The sequence below is a fragment of the Sutcliffiella halmapala genome (assembly GCF_050107295.1).
Lineage (GTDB): Bacteria > Bacillota > Bacilli > Bacillales > Bacillaceae_I > Sutcliffiella_A > Sutcliffiella_A halmapala_A.
In genome coordinates, this window is sequence record NZ_JBNIKR010000001.1 from 326,387 (window position 1) to 347,856 (window position 21,470).

Here is a 21,470-nt window from a genome sequence, read left to right on the forward strand (position 1 = left end):
TCGTTTAGCTAAACGAAGTATTTGATTCGAATTAACATAGAATCATAAGATGCAGAGCAATAATTAATGCGGAAACAGTTTTCAACATAGACTAAACATAGCAAATAGTTTGGGGGATCAAGACACATGGGGAAAGTTTTTTCTTTTTTAAAGCCATATAAGCTGGCAGTTGGGATAGCGCTCTTGCTGATGCTCACAGAGCTTGTCGTGGAGCTGTTGCATCCACTCTTGATGGCAAAAATCATTGATGACGGCATTTTGCAGGAGGACCTGGGAGTGGTCATGAAGTGGGGAGGCATCATGGTCGGAATGTCTTTCCTGGCTTTCCTGGCCGGGGTCATCAACTCCTTTTTTGCAGCACATGTTTCACAAAACTTCGGTTATGACATCAGGAAGGGGTTGTATGGGAAGATTCAATCCTTCTCTTTCGCAAATTTCAGCCTTTTCCCTACGTCATCTCTTATCACAAGAATGACCAACGACGTGACACAGGTTCAAAATACCGTATTTATGAGCTTGCGTATCATGATGCGTGCACCTCTATTGATTATCGGTGGGGTGGTCATGGCCCTGATCGTCAACTTTCAGCTAGCTCTATTTTTAGTGGTAGGGGTGCCGATTCTTTTCGCCTTTTTGATGTGGCTGATGAAAAGGGGCGGTGCGATGTTTAAGGCTGTTCAGGAAAAGCTGGACGGCGTGAACAATGTAATGCGTGAAAATCTTGGAGGAATTCGCTTAATCAAAGCATTCTTACGCAAAAATCATGAAATCAAGCGCTTTGATCATGCGAGTGAGGACTTGAAGGACCAGACCGTTTCCGCGCTTCGCTTGATGGAAATGACGATGCCGCTTCTCCTATTGATCATGAATCTGAGCATCCTGGCAGTTCTCTGGTTTGGAAGTGCAGGTGTTAATACAGGAAGCGTCCAGGTGGGGGAAGTGGTAGCGATTGTGAACTACGCTACTAGAATCACGGGAGCGCTATCGATCATTTCCTTTATCATCATGGCGTTTGCCCGTGCAAAAGCTTCAGCACATCGGATTGCTGATGTATTGGAGGAGGAAGTGGATCTTGTCGACAAGCAGGGAATTGAAGAGAAGGGTGCGGTTCTGAAGGGTGAAGTAAGCTTCCGTTCCGTATATTTCCATTATCCGAACACGGATACACCAGTGCTTGAGAACATCTCGTTTGATGCGGAAGCTGGCTCAACCGTTGCCATCATGGGAGCAACCGGTGCCGGGAAGTCATCCCTGTTCCAGCTGTTGCCGCGATTATATGATGTGAACGAAGGAGTCATTGCCGTTGATGGAAAAGATATTACCGACCTGCCTTTGAAAAATCTTCGCAGACAGATCGGCTATGTCCCGCAGGAAGCACTTCTTTTCTCAGGCTCTGTCAGGGATAACCTTGCTTGGGGCAAAGAGGATGCATCCATGGAGGAGATCATCCAGGCGGCCAAGGATGCACAGATACATGAAACAATCGACCGTCTGCACAATAAATACGAAACAGTGCTGGGGCAAAAGGGTGTGAATCTTTCCGGTGGACAAAAGCAGCGCTTATCGATTGCGCGGGCTTTGATCAGAAAGCCGAAGATCCTCATGCTTGACGATAGTACGAGTGCACTGGATCTGAAGACAGAAGGAAAGCTTTTGACAGCCTTGAGGAAGTACGATTGCACCACTTTCATCATCACGCAAAAAGTGAGTACCGCAATGGAAGCCGATAAAATCTTGCTGCTCGAGGATGGAATGCTTCTGGAAGAGGGCAGTCATGAACATCTTCTATCGCATTCGACCCTCTATCAGAACATATATCAATCACAATTTGGAGCGGAGGTGGCAGAGCATGTCGAAGCGTATAAGTAGTAGTGCCGCCGTTCAGAATAAGGCCAATCCAAAGCCAAAAGCGAAGGATTGGAAAGGGACGATCAAGCGGGTCTGGATGTATCTTGGTGAGCGGAAAGGGCTGCTCTCCTTGGTGCTGTTGATGGTGCTTGCAAGCTCCGCCCTCGGGTTATTGGGACCTTTCATTGTAGGAATGGCAATCGACAATTATATTGTGGAAAGAGACAGCACCGGTCTTATCAACGTCCTGATTGGCCTTGTGTTCATCTATATCTTCTATTCGCTGTCCACGTGGCTGCAGAACTACTGGATGGTAGGGATCGCGCAGGATACCGTTTATAAAATGAGGACTCAGCTTTTTCAGCATCTACATAAGCTGCCGATTCCGTATTTTGATAAAAGGCAGCATGGAGAGCTCATGAGCAGGGTGACCAACGATATGGAGAATGTCAGCTCCACCTTGAACAGTTCGGTAATACAGATCTTTTCGAGTATCCTGACATTGGTCGGAACGGTTTCAGTGATGCTTTATCTTAGTCCGATCCTGACTTTGATCACACTGGTGATTGTGCCTGTCATGTTCTTCGGGCTGAGGTGGATCACTTCACGGACCGGGCCGCTATTTAAGCAGACCCAACGCAATCTTGGAGAACTGAATGGCTATATCGAGGAGACAATTTCCGGTCAGCGCATTGTAAAGACCTTTTCCCAGGAGGATAAGGTCATGATGGAATTTTTGGAGAAGAGCGAGCGTCTGAAAAAGAGTGCCTATTGGGCCCAGACCTATTCAGGCTTCATCCCGAAATTGATGAATATGCTGAACAACCTGAGCTTTGCAGTAATTGCCGGAGTCGGGGGCATCATGGCGCTGAATGGCATGGGAATAACCATCGGTGTCATCGTCATTTTTGCCGAGTACTCCCGTCAATTTACAAGGCCATTGAACGATCTTGCCAACCAGTTCAATACCCTGCTTTCGGCGGTTGCCGGGGCGGAGCGTGTTTTCGATGTGCTCGATGAGGAAGAAGAGGCAAGAGATGAAAAAGAAGCGATCGAACTGGAATCGGTAAAGGGAGAAATTGAGTTCATTGACGCTTCCTTCTCCTATGACGATGATGATACAACAATAAAAAATATCAGCTTCCATGCATCCGTCGGGGAAACGGTCGCATTCGTAGGACCAACCGGAGCAGGGAAAACGACGGTCATCAATCTGATATCGCGCTTTTATGATCTGGATAGCGGCAGCATCCTGCTTGATGGCCATCCGATAAATAGGATAAAGCGCTCGAGTCTCCGTAAGCATATGGCTTTCGTGCTGCAGGATTCGTTTCTGTTTGAGGGAACAATCCGTGAGAATATCCGTTATGGGAAATTGACAGCGACCGACGAGGAAGTGGAAGAGGCGGCAAAGCTTGCTAATGCCCAAACATTTATCAAAAAGCTTCCTGGTCAGTACGATTTTAAATTGAAGCAGGATGGCAGCGGAATCAGTCAAGGACAGAAACAGCTGCTTTCCATTGCGCGGGCGGTCCTCGCCAATCCTACAATCCTGGTGCTCGATGAAGCGACAAGCAGCATTGACACCATCACGGAAATGAAAATCCAGGAAGCCCTGCAGCGATTGATGGAAGGGCGAACAAGCTTTGTCATTGCGCATAGGCTGAACACGATTCAAAAAGCGGATCAGATCCTCGTTCTGAAAGAGGGAGAGATCATTGAAAAAGGCTCCCACGAGGAGTTGCTTGAGGAGCAAGGGTTTTACTATGAGTTGTTTACGAGTCAGTTGAAAAAAGAAGTCGGTTAAGGAAAGTCCAGTGTGTCGTCGGTTTTTGGGGCGGTGTGCTGGGCTTTTTTTGCGGTTTAATGTAATTTTTTGTAAAGTGGATAGATTAACCGGTAGAGTGGATAGAAAAGTTGCAATTGTGGATAGATTGTTTAGCTTTGTGGATAGATTACTAAGTGAAGTGGATAGATTCACCGCCAAAGTGGATAGATTACTAGGAAAGTGGACAGGGATCCAGACAGTTGATTCGTTAATATCTGTAATATTACACCACTATGCCCAATCGAAAAGAACAATAGTCCCGATATTCAGCACCATTGCAATAAAACACTACAAATTACCCAAAACTGCACATAATTTTTTTCAAAATAGGGTTATTCCCCAAAAATTAAGGGAAAAGGACTATGAATTAAATAATAGATTATTCAAATTTTATTGAAAATAACTAGGTCAGGTGGTGAAGAGGTAACAAGTTTGGGAGGATTTGAGCATTGTGTATTAGTACAATTTGCTTTATAATCCAAAAACATAGAAAGAAAATTCTAAAAATTATGTATCGTGAGGGGGACGTTTTCTTGGAAAAGTGGAAGATTTGGCTTGAAGGTGCATTTGGAGAAGTAGCAGGGATTCTCTGGAGTACACCGATGATTGTGTTCTGTTTGGGTGTTGGACTTTTATTTACGATTCTAACGAAGGTAGTACAGGTTAGACTTTTCAAGGATATGATCAAGAATATCTTCTCCGGGGAGAAATCAAGCGCTGGCGTATCTTCCTTCCAGGCGTTGGCGATATCATTATCGGGACGTGTTGGGACGGGTAATATTGCAGGTACGGCAACGGCCATTGCGATGGGTGGACCTGGAGCGGTGTTCTGGATGTGGACGATCGCGTTTATCGGAGCTTCCAGTGCCTTTATCGAATCAACATTGGCGCAGATCTACAAAGTGAAGCAAGACGGTGAGTACCGGGGCGGTCCGGCTTATTACATAGAAAAAGGAATCGGTTGGAGATGGTATGGAATCCTTTTTGCCGGGTCAGCAATTCTGGCAATGAGTCTTCTGATGCCTGGTGTCCAGGCCTTCGCTATCGGGGATGGACTGAGCAATGCGTTCGGTGTCAATAAAACATATGTTGGAATTGGATTAGTTTTGGTTATTGCACTTATCATTTTTGGAGGGGTAAAGCGTATCGCAACAGTGGCACAGTATGTAGTACCATTCATGGCTGTTGCGTATATTCTCGTTTCTCTGTATATCATTGCGGTTAATTTTACCGAGCTTCCTGCAGTATTCGGTTTGATCTTCCGAAGTGCATTTGCATTTGATTCCGCGTTTGGCGGGATTATCGGGATGGCGATTGCCTGGGGTGTAAAACGAGGCATCTATTCCAATGAAGCTGGTCAAGGGACAGGCCCGCATGCTGCAGCAGCGGCAGAGGTTTCCCATCCGGCGAAGCAAGGACTGGTACAAGCGTTTTCCGTTTATATCGATACCTTGCTTGTATGTTCCGCGACGGCATTTATGATTCTTTTCACAGGTATGTACAATGTTGAAAATCCTGAAGGCGGCTTTATCGCGAACAACCTTGGAGCAAATGTAGAGGCGGGACCTGCCTATACACAAGCGGCCATTGAATCGGCCATTCCTGGTTTTGGTGCAGGATTTGTTGGTATTGCCCTGCTGTTCTTCGCCTTTACAACCATCATGGCATACTATTATATCGCAGAAACGAATGTGGCCTATCTGGTACGTGGACGGAACAATGCCATTCCGATGTTCCTGTTGAAGGTAGTTCTCTTGGCATCCACGTACTATGGTGTGGTAAATAATTCCAAGATCGCTTGGGCTTTAGGTGATATTGGTCTTGGTATCATGGTCTGGCTGAATCTGGTGGCCATTCTGATCCTTGCAAAACCGGCCTTAAGGGTATTGAAGGATTATGATGAGCAGAAAAAGCAAGGACTTGATCCGGTCTTTAATCCAGATAAGCTGGGAATCAAAAACGCTGAATTCTGGACAGAGGACTACCAAGAGGAAAAGAAAGAAAAAGTTTCCTAATAAAAAAGCGGCAGGCCATGTTAAACAGGGTCTGCCGCTTTTTTTGCTTACACCGTTTCCAATTGAGGGATTACCGGCTCTGCACTAGGTTTTCCAATATAATACCCTTGAGCATAGTCGATACCGATATTTCTGCAGAACTCCAATTCTTCTGCCCTTTCGATTCCCTCTGCCAAGACTTTAATGCCGAGCTTTTGGGAGATCTCGAGCACGTTCTTTAAAAAGAGCTGATTCTCCGGGTTCGTATCGCAGAACGACACATACGATCGATCCACTTTCACAAAATCAGGTTGCAGTTTCTGAAGGACATCCAAAGTGGAGTATCCGGCACCTACATCATCCAAAGCGACTTGCATTCCCGATTTTTTGTAGGTAGTAAAAATGGAAGCAAGATGTTCGATATCGGAGATTTTTTCCGATTCCACCACTTCAAACACAAGCTGGACGGGAGAAATATTGTGCTTGTTCACAATGTGGAAGGTATGCTGCAGACAATACTCCGGGTTATAGATGGAAGAAGGGAGAAAGTTAATAAAAAATTTCACTTCTGGCGGTACACCGAGTTTGCTGCTTGAAACGATCGAGAGCTCCCTTGCTTTCTGGTCCAGATAGTTATGCAGATTTGACTCTCTGGCAAATTCAAAGAGCTTGAATGGGGAGATTGGTTTCCCGGCTGCTACAGGACGGAGCAGACATTCATAGGCAAAAATGCGATTCTTATCTTGCAGGTCGATGATAGGCTGAAAATGAGTGGAAAAGGAATTGCCGGCTATCAGATTAACAAGTTCATGGTTTTGCACCATCAACTCAAAGGAAGGAAGAGAAATAAAGCCATTCATCGTGGCGGTTTTCACTTTTGTTTGGTCGGAAGCCCCTTCTTTCTGGAGCTTCCATAGGTGGTCCGCCAATTCTTTATATGTAGTATATGGATACTGCCCATCCCCCCCGGATCGCTTGACAATCAATGTGCCGTTTTCTTCGATGGGACTTGGAACCCCGCAATCGATACAATGCATGGTGACTTCCTCCTTAAATAGGTTCTTAGGATAATTTTACTATTAATCTTGCAAAATAGAGAGAGAATATCGTGAAAAGTAGAATAAATGGTCTGTTTGATGTGAAAGAGAAAGAAAGTTATCGAATGCTAAAGAATGAACAAGGGATTTCACAAAACCTGTCGAAAATAAAAGCTAGTAAGTTATCTTTAAAAGATTAGGAATGGAGCCATCCCTTATGCTTGCAGAAAAACTACTCTTACATGTATTGATCATATTAGCACCGGTGTTAATCTATTATGTCGTCTCAGAGAATAAAAGGTTTAGCGGTTCTCCATATTTTATCGGTCTGCTCCAGGGGGCTTCGGCAAGTCTCTGCTTGCTCTTTGCATACTATGATTATGGATTGTTCTGGGATTTGCGATATATCCCGCTTGTTCTGGCTGTCTTGTACGGAGGTCCCAAGGCTGGGCTTATTGTCCTTGGTGCCATCCTTGGGACAAGGACCTATATGGGTGGAGATGCCCTTCTTTTTGGCTATATAAGTGCCCTGTTGTCCGCCTTGGTGCCTTTCTTGATGGTGAGGAAATTTAATAAGCTTCGAACGAAAAAGAAACGGATCACGCTATCGGTGTTTGTCGGACTATGGCCGGACATTGTGATGCTCAGCATTCTCCTGGCCTTCCTTTTTACCCAGCCTGAATTTAGTGGTGGAGCAAGCCTGCTCTTGTATATCCTGCCGTTTGGTCTGATTCAGGTAATCGGGGTTGGATTTGCTTCCATGCTTCATGAAGCGGTACTGGAGAGGGAGCTGATGAAACGCGAAATAATGAGGGCTGAAAAATTGAATACACTTGGAGAGCTCGCAGCCTCCATTGCACATGAAGTAAGAAATCCCTTAACAGTAGTGAAAGGCTTCCTTCAGATCATGCAAAAAGAGGATCAGAAGTACCCATATATCCCACTTGTCCTCAGCGAATTGGGAAGGGCGGAATCCATTATCAATGACTATTTGAACTTCGCCAAGCCGGAATTCAAAAAGATAGAGCAGGTCAACCTGGCAGAATTGTTAACAGAGGTCATGATGCTGTTGAACCCCTTGGCCATCAAGAGCGGTGTCTCCCTTGACTGCTATCTTGAAAAGAATATCTATATGGATACCGATAAAAATCAGCTTAAGCAGGTGCTCGTCAACATCATCAAAAATGCAATCGAGGCCACCCAACAGGATGGAAAAGTGTTTATCAAGCTGCTTGTCAGCAATAACGAAACGACAATCATCGTCAAGGACAATGGAAAAGGCATGTCGAAGGAAGAGCTCGCACGCATCGGAACTCTTTTTTATAGTACAAAAGATAAAGGGACCGGACTTGGTACAACGGTCTCCCTGCGTATTATAGAGACGATGAACGGGAAGGTGTCATATGCAAGTGAATTGGGGAAAGGGACCGAGGTCAAGGTTGTGTTTCGTGATTTCACAAGAATCAAAGAGAAAAAAATGGTGCAGTCCGTTTAGCTGGATTGCACCATTATTCGTCCCTACAGCTTCTCAAGCGGTTTATCCGCAGGGCCTTCAAGTACATCACCATGAATCGAGAACCTCGAGCCATGACAAGGGCAATCCCAGCTTCTGTCGCCATGATTCCACTCCACTTCACAGCCCAAGTGGGTACAGGTCGTATCGACGCAATGAAGTTCGCCTTTTTCGTCCTTATAGGCACCGGCACGGCGGCCATTAAGAGAAACCACACCTCCCTCGTCCAAGCCCAGTTCATCCGGAGTTTTCGTCGGACGGTCAAGCTTGCCTTCCACCAAGTGACTGGCCACATCCATGTTGGTGCTGAAAAATTTCTTCAAGGACGGATCAGCCACAAAGCGGGAAGGGGTGAAAAGATTCTCATACTTATTTTTCTTTCCGTTAACAAGGTCCTGCAGTAGTAGTGCTGCTGCTGTACCGTTGGTCATCCCCCATTTGCGGTATCCGGTTGCAATGAATATATTCGATTTGCCGGATGTGATCCGCCCGATATATGGAACCTTATCTAGCGTATAAAGATCTTGCGCGGACCAGCGATAGGCAATATCCTGGATGCCAAAGACCTCTTCTCCAAAATCCTTTAGCGCCTGATAGTGCTTCATTGTGTCCTTGCCTTGTCCCGTTTTATGGCCATCGCCGCCAATCAGGAGATACTTCTCGCCATTAATCGTGACGGAGCGCAAAGACCTCGTCGGCTGTCCGGCGCTAAGATACATGCCACCCTGTAATGCCTTATCCGTTTTAGCTGCCACAACATAGGAACGCTCGGCATACATTCTTGTAAAGAAAAAGCCCATCCCATCGTAAAAAGGGAAGTGGGAGCAGGCAATCACATGCTTGCATTTGATTTTCGAACCACCCTTTGTGACCACACGCAGTTCAGGTGATTCCTCTACATCTGTCGCGACCGTCTGTTCGTAGATCCTTCCTCCTTTCTCAACGATAGCTTCCACCAGGTACTTCAAATATTGAAGGGGATGAAATTGCGCCTGATTCTTCATGACTAGCACGCTTTTTGTTGGTATGGCAAAAGGGACCTTTTCATTCAAATCTGCAGAAATACCAAGCTTATGATAGGCATCCATCTCCATCAGGACATTCTTGTTATCCTGTTCGGTAGTGGCATAGATCATCGCATCCTGTTCACTGAAGTCACATTCCATATGCTTTTGGTTTACAAGGTCTCTAATATAGTGAAGGGCATCATTGTTGGCTTCATAATAGAGCTTCGCCTTTTCCTGTCCGATATGCCCGATCAGCTCATCGTAAATTAATCCGTGCTGAGCTGTCACTTTTGCCGTTGTATGTCCAGTCGTACCGTTTAAAATCTGGTCCGCATCAAGCAGAACGACGTTATATCCGTCCTGCACAAGCTGATAAGCAGTGGTGATTCCGGTAATACCAGCCCCGACAATACAAACATCCGCCTCAGTATCTTCTTTTAATGGGGAAAAGGAAGGAAGGGAAGCGGACTCTCTCCAGTATGGCTCCGGACCCTTTGGTAACTTTACGAATTGATTTTGTTCCGACATAGTGTAAATCCTCCTTGAAAAACAAACATGTACATAATTTTTCCAAAAGAGAAGAAATTCATGTATGTATTCCTTTTTTTCTCTCAAGTAGGGTAGAATGAGAAAAGAAGAACTTGTGAAAACCCCATGTGAGGGTGATAAAGGAGAAATATATGTCTACAACCGTAATAACAACATTACAATCATTCATTCAGGAAAACTGGAATAGAAGTGAATTCAACAATCCAACTCCTATACAAGATAAAGCCATCCCTGCAATCCTTGAGGGGAAGGATGTACTGATAGAATCTCCTACAGGTACTGGGAAAACCTTGGCGTACCTGTTGCCTATCATCGAAAAAATAGAGCTTGGCAGGCAGCACCCGCAGGCCGTTATCGTAGCACCTTCAAAGGAGCTAGCCATGCAGATTTTTGAACAGATCCAGAAATGGACGGAAGGAAGCGACATTATCGGTGCTTCTTTTATCGGTGGTGCCAACGTCAAACGACAGGTGGAAAAGCTGAAGAAGAAACCTCAGATCCTTGTCGGGACGCCTGGCAGACTGCAAGAGCTGATTCAGATGAAAAAAATTAAAATGCATGAAGTGACAACCATCGTGATGGATGAGGCGGACCAGCTATTCATTCCCGAACACACCAAAACCATCCAGAACATCCTCAAGTCGACTATGCAGGAAAGACAGCTGCTGTTATGTTCCGCAACCTTAAAGGACGAAACAGAAAAGCAAGCCCTGCAATTTATGCGAGATCCATTTGTATTAAAGGTTACAAAAGATGAGATGGCCCCTTCAAAGGTGGATCACATATATGTAATTGTCGACCAACGGGAAAAAGCGAATGTCCTGGCAAATATTCTGCGTGAGGAAAAGAATATCAAGGCACTTGGGTTCGTCCGCGACATCGGTAATCTTGCTGTCCTGACCGAGAAGCTGCTATTCAAAAAGTTCAATGTAGGTTCCCTCCATTCCGAATCCACCAAACAAGAAAGGGAGACTGCATTGAAGAACTTCCGAAAGGACGAATACCCTGTCCTGCTTGCAACGGACGTAGCGGCTAGAGGACTAGACATCAAGGAACTCAGCCATGTCATCCACTATGACCTGCCAGAGGAAGTGGAAAGCTATGTGCACCGATCCGGTCGAACAGGAAGACAAGGTGCTGAAGGTACAGTCATTTCCATCGTGTCAGAAAGAGAAGAACGAAAACTGAAGCAATTTGCCAAAGACCTCGGACTGACCCTTAATAAAAGAGTCATGTTCGGCGGCAAGCTGATTAGGGAAGAGGACATGAAGCCCGTAAAAAAAGGCGGATTCAAAAAGAAGCCCTCAGCCGGCAAAACAAAAGTGAAAAGAAAGTAAGAAAAGAAAAAACTGTCTCATCTGAGGCAGTTTTTTGTCATTTACCCAGATGGAAATATCCGACATGTTTCATGTGAAACCACAATTTCCCGAGAAATGATGACATAATATTTCCTAATCCCTAGCTTCATATTCATATATTTGTAGAAAAGGAAAGGTTTCTGAAGGCGTCACTTGATATATCTGCCTGAGTAGCATATGGAAACTGACCGAGAGCTGAATGATGTCACTATATTTTACAGACCGCCCTGTTGGTTGAAGTGCAAGGGGTGAGACTCCTGCGGCAGTAGCGTGTCAAGGGAGACCCCACAGGTGCTTTAGCACCGAGGAGGCTCCCGAGACCGCCCGCGGAAAGCGAACCCCTGGAACGGAAACCAACAGGGGTTTAATGGAAACACTCCATTTTCATGAGGCAATCTATTAAAAAATGATTGAATCCATCCCCTATTATTTAACATTTGCCGAAATATGCCGTATGATAGGAAAAGAAAACACAATCAAGGAAAAAGTTACTACTAGATAGAGTGCCAGTTTAAAAGGGAGATTTCACATTTATACAAGAAACTAATGTAAAATGGTAAAAGAATAGTAGTTATGGAGGCTAAGTCGACATGTTTTGTCACAACTGTGGATTAAAAGTTTCTTCTGATGCGAAGTTTTGCTCCAATTGCGGCGCAAATTTGAGAGAAGAAGATATACATAAAAATGACAATGAAATATTGGAAGGTAGAGGAATAGATCGAAACAGGAAAAAAGGCGGAATGATCTTCCCCTTTCTGCTTCCTTTAGCGGCTTTTTTGCTTCTCGTCGGGTCTTTAAGCTGGTTCTACTTTCATGAAACGAATGTGAATGCGGATGTTATTGCACTTAAGGATACCGCAGAAGAGCTTGCGCTTGAAGGAAAGTATGAACAGGCAAAGTCGAAGTTGTCCTCGGCAATAGAGTTAAGGCCGCGGTACTATGTACTTCAAAACAACCTGGAGGTCGTCATGATCGCAGAGGAACTGCAGGCGGAAATGGAAAATACCAATACACTGATCAAAGATAAAAAGTTTGAAGAGGCGGAAGAGGAACTTTCCCGTCTGAACGAAAAGATTGCCAAACTGAACGGACCGTTGTTCCAGCCGATCAGAAAAGAGCTTGCTGAAAAGGATACGATGATTAAGGTCGGTAAAATTAACAGTGAACTCGATCAATTGAAAACGGTGGATGAATTGGCAAGAAAGCTTGCCGTGCTTTCCGCCATTCCTTCAGAGGAAGGCAAAGCGGTGAAAGAACAGATCTTGAATCGGATTGTTCAACTCACAACAACCGATGCGGAAGCTGAGCTTGAGCAGAAACAATTTACAAAAGCCATTTCTTTAACGGACAAAGGCTTGCAATATGCCATCAATGATAAACGACTGTTATCATTGAAAGAAAAAATTGAGCAGACCCAGACTGAGTTTGAACTGGCGGAACAGGAAAGAATCGAAAAGGCGATGGAGGCTGCAGCAAAAGAGGATTTGAAGAATCGAAACGCGGCACTAGAAGTGGTAGGTTTAAAATATGTAGAAGACGATACGGGTGGAATGACGATTACCGGTGAAGTGAAAAACATTGTCTCAAAAACCGTTTCCTCCATCACCGTCTACTATAATATATTGAGTAAGGATAAAACGGTACTCGATACCGGGTTTACCACCGTTTATCCGTACAAATTGCCTCCTGGGGAAAAAGCTAAATTCGAAGATTACTATTATGGTGTTTTTGAAGATGTAACAGTCGAGATAGAGAATATGACATGGCTTGTCGAAGAGTAAAGTAGGTGCAGGGATGAACAAAAGATGGATAGTTAGTGTCATTGTAACCCTGGTTCTCCTTGGAGCAGGAACATATGGGTACTTTTTTATCAAACAAGGAGTTCCAAAGCAACTGACAGCGCAGTCGAGCTTATATATTGAAACGAAACCTGAAGAAAAAGAGCAGGTGCCACAGGAGTTGAAAGAAATTATCTTCGAGTCCCAAAAGCTCGTGGTGAAAATCGAACTGCCGGACGGTTCCTTTGGATCCGGGTTTCTTTATAACAATAAAGGGGATGTCATCACGAATGCCCATGTCGTACCGAATGCGAAGGATGTAAAGGTCGTTACAGCAGACTCCAAAGAGCTGACGGGGCAAGTAATCGGAGTTAGTGTCGATACGGATGTAGCCGTCGTCCGGGTTCCGGAACTCGAAGGAACGGAGCCTTTAAGACTGGCGAAAACGAAGAAAGCGGAACTTGGGGATGAAGTCATTGCCCTTGGAAGTCCGCTTGGATTTCAAAATACGGTTACAACCGGGATCATCAGCGGCGTGGGACGCAGCTTTGATATAGATTCCTTCAAATATGAGGATGTCTTTCAGATCTCGGCTCCCATTGCACCGGGGAACAGTGGCGGCCCCCTTATTAATACGACAACAGGGAAGGTCGTAGGAATCAATTCTGCAACAATGGATAAGGGAGTGATCGGCTTCAGTATTCCGCTGAGTAATGTCATTTCCTTATTGGAGAGCTGGTCGGAATCTCCGATGCAGTCCTTGCCGAAAATTGGAGGAGACACTCCAGGAAACAATACCGGAACGGAATCCACGAATGAGGATGTTGCGACATATCTCGTAAACTACTTCTATGAAAGCTTGAATTACCGGGATTATGTCACAGCCTATTCATTACTGGGAAGCGGCTGGCAATCCGACACCGCCTATGAAGATTTCAGGGAGGGATATCTGGATTTCCTCACAATCGAAACAGAGGACCTGCTAACCAAAAAGGTCGGGGATAAGGTGGAAGCCGTCACGATCATTACCGTACAACAACGCTCTGAAAGAGGTGTAACCTATAAAAAGTACAAGGTGAAATTTGTATTGGGGCTAGAAAATGACCAGATGAAAATCCTCTCTGAAGAAAGAGAAGAAGTAGAATAAAAGAGACAAAAACGAACGTTGTAGATAATTGGCAGCGTTCGTTTTTTAAATTAGAATTCTTTTCGCACCAATAATGACTTTTTTCCAATAGGGAGAGAGACTGGTGATGGTTACCTTCGTCTCGTTCCGAGCAGTATGCAGAATGGTGTCGTTGCCTAGGTAGATGGCAACATGGCCGATCCGTTCGAGACCCTTTCTCTTTTTCCGCTTCGAAGTGGTGAAAAAAAGAAGATCTCCTTTTCGGAGCTTAGATAAAGGAATGGTTTGTCCGAACTGATACTGCTGGCGCGAATTCCGTGGCAGTTCAATCCCATGTAATCCATATATATGACGGACAAACGAGCTGCAATCAAAGATATCCTCACGATTGGAGGGGGCTCCATAAACATAAGGAATGCCTAAATATTTTTTGCCGGTCCGGATAATCTGATCTGCTAACATGCACGAGCTCCTTTCTAGTTTTCTACTACTCCTATTAAATGATGGATGTGAGGAATTGCTTGGACAAAATGATCCCATTTTAAAAAAGGATTTAAATTTGTTGTGGAGAATTCTATTAGAAGGAGGAGAGGCTGTTGAATCAGGTTACAAAACTAGCAAAGTTTCTGGACTTTTTAGAGATTGGTGTGGAAGCTCCAACGTTAGTCTATCTTAATAAGCTTGTGAAGGCGCATCAGAAGAAGGTGAGATGGGAGACCCTCACGAAATTCATTGACTTTGAGGAAGGAAAGAAGGAGAAATACTATTTGCCTTCGATCGATTCCTATCTTGATAGAGTGGTGGACCAAGGAACAGGTGGAACCTGCTGGACGTTGGCACGGGGGTTCCATTATGTATTGGATGCGCTTGGGTTTCAGGTGGAATATCTGTATATGGAACCGGGGCATTTATGTTTGCAGGTGATGCTGGATCAACCTTATTACGTTGACATCGGATATTGCGCACCGCTATTTAGGGCTTTCCCCTTGCACCATTCATTTACAGCGGAAAATGAATGGGAGGTATTCCGGTATGAGGTCCGTGAAGAAAATATACTCGTGTCACGGGAACCTGGTCCGACAAAAACGCTCGGAAAGAGTCCGGTAACATTTGAAGCACTGATTCCACATATCCTACAATCCCATGATTGGCAGGATGGCTTTGCATTAAGACATTTGAAGGTTTTTGGATACATAGATGACAAGCCGTACCAAGTCAAAGAAAACAAGCTCATCACGTTTCATGAGAAGAAAATGATTGAGGAAGAATTAACGGCAGAAGAGCTCCGATACTGGATAGAAGAGAAATTCAGGATGGACTATAGCATTTATAAACGGGCGATGGAGATTTATGATAAAAGGAAAAGCTGAGGCGCACAGGTGAGTGCTGCTTCGGCTTTTTTTGTAAGTGGTGGCCGCATTACGCTAAATTTTGGGGAAACACACATTAAAAGCACTTCTCCGCAGCGGAAAAGTGCCTTAGTTTCAATCGGAAACATCCTGGTTGTTTGCAGAACGCCTTCTTTTATCAAAAATAGGTAATCAGAAAGCCCTTTCTTTAGGCTGGAGCAACGAATCTATCCACTTTGTGGCATATTCTAGCGAAAAGCCCCAACAATTTATCCACTTCTTGCCATATTCTATCCAGACTGATCAATAATCTATCCAAAAGGATCGTTATTCTATCCACTATACAAAAAATGGAATCAGGAGGCGCCACTCCGATACACAGTTAACACAGTATACTTTATTTTTTTCCTTTAAACAGCAACGTCATCACAAAAATTACCGCTGCCAAGCTGTACGCGACATAGGATACATTGCTGTATGCTTCCATATTTTTCACACCGATCCCGATGAAGGCCCAGACAAACACCAACGGATAGACACGGTCCCGATTGGCCATGTTGAACCAGATGGCAAGCAGGGTAGCCACAACGAGCATGATGATAGTCCAAGTCACATTGGAAAGGCCGAAGCCGTCCCACTCCAGATTGGTCAGTACATAACTGATATTGGCGATGGTTGCGACACTGATCCAGCCAAGGTAGATGGAAAACGGCAGGCGGTCAAATAAACCGGGGTCTGATACCTGCACTTTTTTATAAAGGGCCATCAGTGTAAGCAATAAACTGAGCATGATAGCGACCGTTGTAACAAAAAATTCGTAATGCCACAGAACTACCCAGGCACTATTGAGGATGCAGCTCAGCACGAATAAGCTGCTGGTGTTCTGATAGATAGGCAGATTTCGTCGGCCTTTCGGGAACTGCCGGATAATCCAGACTCCCAGAAGCAGATAGATGAGCCCCCAAATCGAAAAAACATAGCCTGCCGGGGTAAATAGCACATTCAGTCTATTGGAAATTTCGCCAGTCGTCTGGCCATTCAGAGGCAGTGCATTTGATAGATAATTGACAATGATGACTAAAAGAAAAGCAATTACATTAAGCCAAAGCTTCATTCGCAGTCCACTCCTTCCGTCTCTCTTTCTATACTATTCCTTAATAGAGGGAGACATAACCATTGGGATGTTCTAAACTGAGATTAAAAACATTTGTAGGAACAGGAATGAGAAAAGTGGATAAATGGATGGAATTGTACGAGGCACAAGGAGATTTGAACCTTCTATCCGGGGGGTATCAGAATCTAGTTTACCAATTTGAAAAAGGAGAAGCTGCTTACATATTGAGGGTTTCGGATGCTGGCAGGAGAACAAAGGAGCAAATAGAGGATGAGGTGCAGTGGTTGCTTTTTTTAAAAGAAAATAACGTTAAGGTAGCTGCTCCTATCAGAAATGTGCACCAATCCTACGTGGAGAGTTCGCAAAAGAATCATATAATTGCCTTCCAAAAGGCCAAGGGGAAACAGGTAGACGTGTACAATATGTCTGTTTGGAACGAAACCTTATTTGAAAAATGGGGAAGGCTGATTGGCAAGCTGCACCGACTTAGTTCAAAGGAGCCTCTGGAATTAGCAAATCGTCCTGCATGGACCAGTGATAATCCCGATCTGCTAGGATTAGGGAAGAGTCTGGAATCAAAAGAAATGAGCGCTGTATACAAGAGGCTTCTAAGAAAGCTGCAAGGCTTTGAAAAGAAGGAGACGACATACGGCCTCATCCATAACGATCTTCATCAAGGGAATTTTTTCTACGATGGAGAGGACATCATCCTTTTTGACTATGATGACTGCGCCTATCATTGGTATGCGTATGACATCGCGGTGAGCTTTTATCATGCCTATTGGCAGGGAACGTCCGCCAATCCGGATGCAGTGAGCTTTGGAGAAGATTTCATGAGGGCTTTTATGGCTGGATATAAAAAAGAGCATAGTGTCGACAAGGATATTCTTCTTCAGATTCCTATTTTTTTGAAAATAAGAGAGCTGTTTCTCTATGCATTGTTTATGGAGAAATGGAATCTGAACGCGTTAGAGGAGTGGCAGGAATATACGATACACCATCTAAGGGAGTCCATATTAAAAGAAAAACCGCATAGCGATATCGATTTTCTGCAATTCCTCTGACACCCGGTAGCAATATTTTTGAACTTGTCTCATATGATGGAGAATGGGTCACATCGGATAAGCCTTTTTCCATGAAGAGAGGAGAACGTTCATGAATAAGTTTTTCAAAGCTGTGCTGTTGCTTGCCATTGCCGCTTTCTTGGGGGAAAGCCTGGAGTTTGTCGTGAATATGGTATTGGCCAAACAGCTTGGGGAAGTGGGCATGGGTCTCTATATGTCCGTACTGCCTGTCATTTTTCTGGTGGTGGTCATTGCGAGCCTGGAGCTGCCGATTTCCATATCCAAATTTGTAGCGGCAAAAGAGGAGAAATACCATAAGAGTATGCTATCGCATGCCATGAGGCTGACATTCGGATTTATGATCAGTGTCATCTGCCTGGCAGCGGTCATTCTTCCTTTCATTTCGGTATTCGACCAGTATCACCCGTTGGTCAGATGGATGATCCTATTCATGATTCCGATCATCTCGTTTTCGTCCATTGCGCGGGGCTACTTTATGGGACTACATCATATGGGGAAAATCGCGATCTCAAACTTTTTGAGAAAGGCGGTTCAACTGGTGTTGCTTGTTCTCGTCTATCATTTTTTCCATTTTTCGATGGAGCTTGCGATACTCATTGCCATCGGCACCCTGGTGTTCACAGAGTTGATTGTCTGCGTCTATCTAATGTACATGTACATACTGCAGTTCCGTGAATTGAAGATGCAACCGAGTGCCAGCCTTGATGCCAGGTCGGTACGCAAAAGCCTGCTGGAAGTATCCATCCCTACGACAGGAATGAGGATATTTCATGCAGTTACCAGTGCGATACAGCCATTTTTGATAAAAGTGGCGCTGCTAAAGGCGGGACTCAGTGAAACGATTGCCCTCGAGGAGTTCGGACTGTTGGCAGGTGTAGCCCTGACAATCGGATTTTTTCCTGGATTTATTGCGCACTCCCTTTTGATTGTCTTGATTCCAACCGTTTCAGCGGCACATGAAAATGGTGATTATCCAAAGCTGCAAAAGCTGCTTCAGCAGGTGATGGGACTCACATTCCTTTATGGAATCCCGGTTGTCATGGTGTTCCACCATTTTGCCGTACCGTTGACGAACATCTTTTACGAATATTCCAAGGCCTCGTCATACTTGCAGCTGTTGTGGCCATATTTTCTGTTTCACCTCTTTGTCATTCCGTTGCAGGCCTACCTGATCGGACTTGGTTTGATAAAAGATGCCTTTTTGCACTCCATCTGGGCGACGATGGTTTCCTTTGCTTTGATTTTCATATTGGGCTCGATGGAATCGCTGCGCATGACAGGAGTCATACTTGGGATGAATACGGGCATTGTACTGCTGACGATGATGCATTATTTGACGGTCTGTCATAAAATAAAGGTCACTCTTTGGTTGAAGCATGTCGGACCGCAGAAAATCGGATAGTTTCGCAGAATAGGAATTTTTAAACCAACGTTTGATTAAGAGGTAAGCAGAATCCTTGTGTGTCACGGCAGAAAAGTTTTTTGGAGAAATTAACTTTTAAAAAAGGATTTTCGCGATAGTTTTCGAAAAAGGGGAGGAAGGCCGTGTTTTGTGGCGAATTCTCTCTTTTTTCTTTTGCGGAATAGGAATTTTTAAACCAACGTTTGATTAAGGGGATCGCAGAATCTTTGTGTACCAAGGCAGAAAAGTTTTTTGGAGAAATTAACTTTTAAAAAAGGATTTCTGAAATAATGCCACATGCCCAGAATCACTGAAAAAACTTACCACATACCTATTATTTCTTTTCCAAAACAAATCAGTATACAATAGAGGGCAAGGAATTCTATTTTGAGGTGGACATCTTGTCAGAAAATAAGCAAACACTCCTTCAAAAGGCGGAGGAATTTATCAAACAGTGCTACTCCGAGCTTGAAAAGTCATCAGAAGAGCTTTCATTCAGGTTGCAGGAAGTAAAAGAAGGTATACAGCTCTATGGAACGTATGAGCATACATATGAGGAATTGGAGCATGGGGCGAAAATGGCTTGGCGCAACAGCAATCGCTGTATTGGCCGGCTGTTTTGGAATGCGCTTCATGTAATCGATAGAAGACATTTGAACAACGAGGAGACAATAGCGAAAGCACTCCTTCATCATATCGATTTTGCCACAAACAAAGGGAAAATCAGACCGACGATTACTATTTTCAGAGAGAGGAAGGAAGATAAGGAGATAAGAATCTGGAATCACCAGCTGTTAAGGTATGCAGGGTATGAAACGGAGCACGGCACAATCGGCGATCCGGCATCGACTGCTTTTACAAAGGTGTGTGAGGAGCTAGGCTGGGAGGGGCTGCGAACCCATTTTGATATTCTGCCGCTTGTGGTGCAGATTGACGGAGCCGATCCGAAGCTGTTTCCGATTCCAAGGGACATTGTGTTAGAGGTCCCGATTCATCACCCGGAGCTCCCTCAGTTTCAAGACCTGCAATTGAAATGGTACGGAACGCCTCTCATTTCCGACATGCGGCTCGAAATTGGCGGGATTCACTATACGGCAGCGCCTTTTAATGGCTGGTATATGGAAACGGAGATTGGTGCGCGGAATTTTGCGGATAAAGACCGGTACAATATGATTCCAAAGGTCGCAAGCATCATGGGGCTCAACACGACCACGAATGCAACGCTATGGAGGGATAAGGCGCTGATCGAACTGAATGTAGGCGTTTTGCATTCCTTTAAGGAGAAGGGGGTCAGTATCGTTGACCATCATACCGCAGCGATGCAGTTTCAGCATTTTGAACAGCAGGAAGCGAAGAGCTGCCGGCATGTGACTGGGGAATGGGCGTGGCTGATCCCGCCTGTTTCCCCAGCTGCGACACATATTTTCCACCATTCCTACGAGGATAAGATAGTTACTCCGAATTATTTTTATCAAGAGAAGCTCTATTAAAGGAGGATTAAGATGAAAATAATTGTGGCACCGGATTTTTGTATAAAGCGGTAAATAGATTTCTGCAGAGGGGGCATCTAAATCGATGCTTCTATTTTTAATATTTCTCCCCAAAAATATCTGATATAATGGATAGTGGAATTAGAGGATTCAATGTCAGGAAAGAGAGTGAAATATATGGGTCGTAAATGGAACAATATCAAAGAGAAGAAAGCGGCGAAGGATGCCAACACAAGCCGTGTCTATTCGAAATTCGCTTTGGAGATCTACGTAGCGGCAAAGCAGGGCGAGCCGGATCCAGAGTCCAACATGGCGCTGAAATTCGTGCTTGAACGTGCGAAGACCTACAATGTACCGAAGAACATCATCGACCGTGCGATTGATAAAGCCAAGGGCGGCGGCGAGGAAAGCTATGACGAGCTTCGCTACGAAGGCTTTGGTCCGAACGGCTCCATGATCATCGTGGATGCCTTGACAAACAACGTAAACCGTACAGCCTCCGAAGTGCGTGCTGCATTCGGTAAAAATGGCGGGAACATGGGCGTAAGTGGCTCCGTATCTTACATGTTTGATAATACTGCAGTCTTCGGTATCGAAGGCAAAACGGAAGACGACATCATGGAGATTCTGATGGAAGCGGACCTTGATGCACGTGACATCTTTGAAGAGGAAGAGTCTGTCATCATCTACGCAGAGCCGGACCAATTCCATGCCATCCAGGCGGCACTGAAGGAAGCTGGAATCACGGAATTCACCGTTGCGGAATTGACGATGCTTGCCCAGAACGAAGTGGAGATTCCGGAAGATTCCGTTGCTCAATTCGAGAAGCTGGTTGATGCATTGGAGGACCTCGAGGATGTTCAACGCGTTTATCATAATGTGGAATTAGGGGAATAATAATTAATAGTTAGACAATCATCGGAGCAACAATATAATCAATACAGAAAATAGAGTATGAAACCAACCAACAGAGGGTTTTATACTCTATTTTT

The 21,470-nt window shown here is 44.7% G+C and carries 16 protein-coding genes; 12 read left to right on the forward strand and 4 right to left on the reverse strand.

What is annotated here, in order from left to right:
* The first annotated feature begins 126 nt into the window (after positions 1-126).
* The 3 genes from ACQCT5_RS01615 to ACQCT5_RS01625 all read left to right on the forward strand — a co-directional run bounded on the left by ACQCT5_RS01615 (position 127) and on the right by ACQCT5_RS01625 (position 5,691).
* Positions 127-1,869, forward strand: a complete 1,743-nt coding sequence (locus tag ACQCT5_RS01615) for an ABC transporter ATP-binding protein (protein ID WP_499638341.1) — start codon at positions 127-129, stop codon at positions 1,867-1,869.
* Positions 1,850-3,655, forward strand: coding sequence for an ABC transporter ATP-binding protein (locus ACQCT5_RS01620; RefSeq protein ID WP_499638344.1), 1,806 nt, complete (start codon positions 1,850-1,852; stop codon positions 3,653-3,655). The genes ACQCT5_RS01615 and ACQCT5_RS01620 overlap by 20 nt, the downstream gene beginning before the upstream one ends.
* A 554-nt stretch (positions 3,656-4,209) precedes the next feature.
* Positions 4,210-5,691 (forward strand): alanine/glycine:cation symporter family protein, encoded by a 1,482-nt coding sequence (locus ACQCT5_RS01625; RefSeq protein ID WP_499638347.1) that lies wholly within the window; start codon positions 4,210-4,212, stop codon positions 5,689-5,691.
* Between the two features lie 47 nt (positions 5,692-5,738).
* Here the strand turns inward: ACQCT5_RS01625 and ACQCT5_RS01630 are convergent, their stop codons facing one another.
* A complete protein-coding gene (locus tag ACQCT5_RS01630; protein WP_499638350.1) occupies positions 5,739-6,707 on the reverse strand; it encodes an EAL domain-containing protein in 969 nt (322 codons plus the stop codon).
* Positions 6,708-6,924: 217 nt separating this feature from the next.
* Here ACQCT5_RS01630 and ACQCT5_RS01635 point away from each other — a divergent pair, with 217 nt between their 5' ends.
* Positions 6,925-8,202, forward strand: coding sequence for an ATP-binding protein (locus ACQCT5_RS01635; RefSeq protein WP_499638353.1), 1,278 nt, complete (start codon positions 6,925-6,927; stop codon positions 8,200-8,202).
* Positions 8,203-8,225: 23 nt separating this feature from the next.
* On the opposite strand, the gene ACQCT5_RS01640 is transcribed toward ACQCT5_RS01635, so the two are convergent.
* On the reverse strand, positions 8,226-9,755 hold the full coding sequence (locus ACQCT5_RS01640) for an FAD-dependent oxidoreductase (protein WP_499638355.1): 1,530 nt from the start codon (positions 9,753-9,755) through the stop codon (positions 8,226-8,228).
* A gap of 152 nt (positions 9,756-9,907) precedes the next feature.
* On the opposite strand from ACQCT5_RS01640, the gene ACQCT5_RS01645 reads away from it, so the two are divergent.
* From ACQCT5_RS01645 to ACQCT5_RS01655, 3 genes are all read left to right on the forward strand, one after another.
* Complete coding sequence (locus ACQCT5_RS01645; RefSeq protein WP_499638358.1) at positions 9,908-11,113, forward strand: DEAD/DEAH box helicase; 1,206 nt, start codon at positions 9,908-9,910, stop codon at positions 11,111-11,113.
* A 611-nt stretch (positions 11,114-11,724) separates the two neighbouring features.
* Entirely contained in the window at positions 11,725-12,915 is a 1,191-nt protein-coding gene (locus tag ACQCT5_RS01650; RefSeq protein ID WP_499638361.1) for a zinc-ribbon domain-containing protein, read from the forward strand.
* A 13-nt stretch (positions 12,916-12,928) separates the two neighbouring features.
* Positions 12,929-14,059: a S1C family serine protease gene (locus ACQCT5_RS01655; RefSeq protein ID WP_499638365.1), complete on the forward strand. Its 1,131-nt coding sequence runs from the start codon at positions 12,929-12,931 to the stop codon at positions 14,057-14,059.
* Between the two features lie 45 nt (positions 14,060-14,104).
* Here the strand turns inward: ACQCT5_RS01655 and ACQCT5_RS01660 are convergent, their stop codons facing one another.
* The gene (locus tag ACQCT5_RS01660) at positions 14,105-14,500 is read right to left on the reverse strand and encodes a C40 family peptidase (RefSeq protein WP_499638368.1); all 396 of its coding nucleotides are present in this window, start codon (positions 14,498-14,500) and stop codon (positions 14,105-14,107) included.
* Positions 14,501-14,634: 134 nt separating this feature from the next.
* On the opposite strand from ACQCT5_RS01660, the gene ACQCT5_RS01665 reads away from it, so the two are divergent.
* A complete protein-coding gene (locus ACQCT5_RS01665) occupies positions 14,635-15,408 on the forward strand; it encodes an arylamine N-acetyltransferase (protein WP_499638370.1) in 774 nt (257 codons plus the stop codon).
* A gap of 376 nt (positions 15,409-15,784) precedes the next feature.
* Here ACQCT5_RS01665 and ACQCT5_RS01670 read toward each other — a convergent pair whose 3' ends face one another.
* On the reverse strand, positions 15,785-16,501 hold the full coding sequence (locus ACQCT5_RS01670) for a TspO-related membrane protein (protein ID WP_499638372.1): 717 nt from the start codon (positions 16,499-16,501) through the stop codon (positions 15,785-15,787).
* Between the two features lie 62 nt (positions 16,502-16,563).
* Here ACQCT5_RS01670 and ACQCT5_RS01675 point away from each other — a divergent pair, with 62 nt between their 5' ends.
* The 4 genes from ACQCT5_RS01675 to ACQCT5_RS01690 all read left to right on the forward strand — a co-directional run bounded on the left by ACQCT5_RS01675 (position 16,564) and on the right by ACQCT5_RS01690 (position 21,375).
* Entirely contained in the window at positions 16,564-17,565 is a 1,002-nt protein-coding gene (locus ACQCT5_RS01675) for a phosphotransferase enzyme family protein (protein WP_499638374.1), read from the forward strand.
* A 91-nt stretch (positions 17,566-17,656) separates the two neighbouring features.
* Positions 17,657-18,988 carry a polysaccharide biosynthesis protein gene (locus ACQCT5_RS01680; RefSeq protein WP_499638376.1) on the forward strand — a complete coding sequence of 444 codons (1,332 nt, stop codon included), beginning with the start codon at positions 17,657-17,659 and terminating at the stop codon, positions 18,986-18,988.
* A gap of 401 nt (positions 18,989-19,389) precedes the next feature.
* A complete protein-coding gene (locus ACQCT5_RS01685; protein ID WP_499638378.1) occupies positions 19,390-20,478 on the forward strand; it encodes a nitric oxide synthase oxygenase in 1,089 nt (362 codons plus the stop codon).
* A gap of 177 nt (positions 20,479-20,655) precedes the next feature.
* Entirely contained in the window at positions 20,656-21,375 is a 720-nt protein-coding gene (locus tag ACQCT5_RS01690) for a YebC/PmpR family DNA-binding transcriptional regulator (RefSeq protein WP_499638380.1), read from the forward strand.
* The last annotated feature ends 95 nt before the right edge of the window (positions 21,376-21,470 follow it).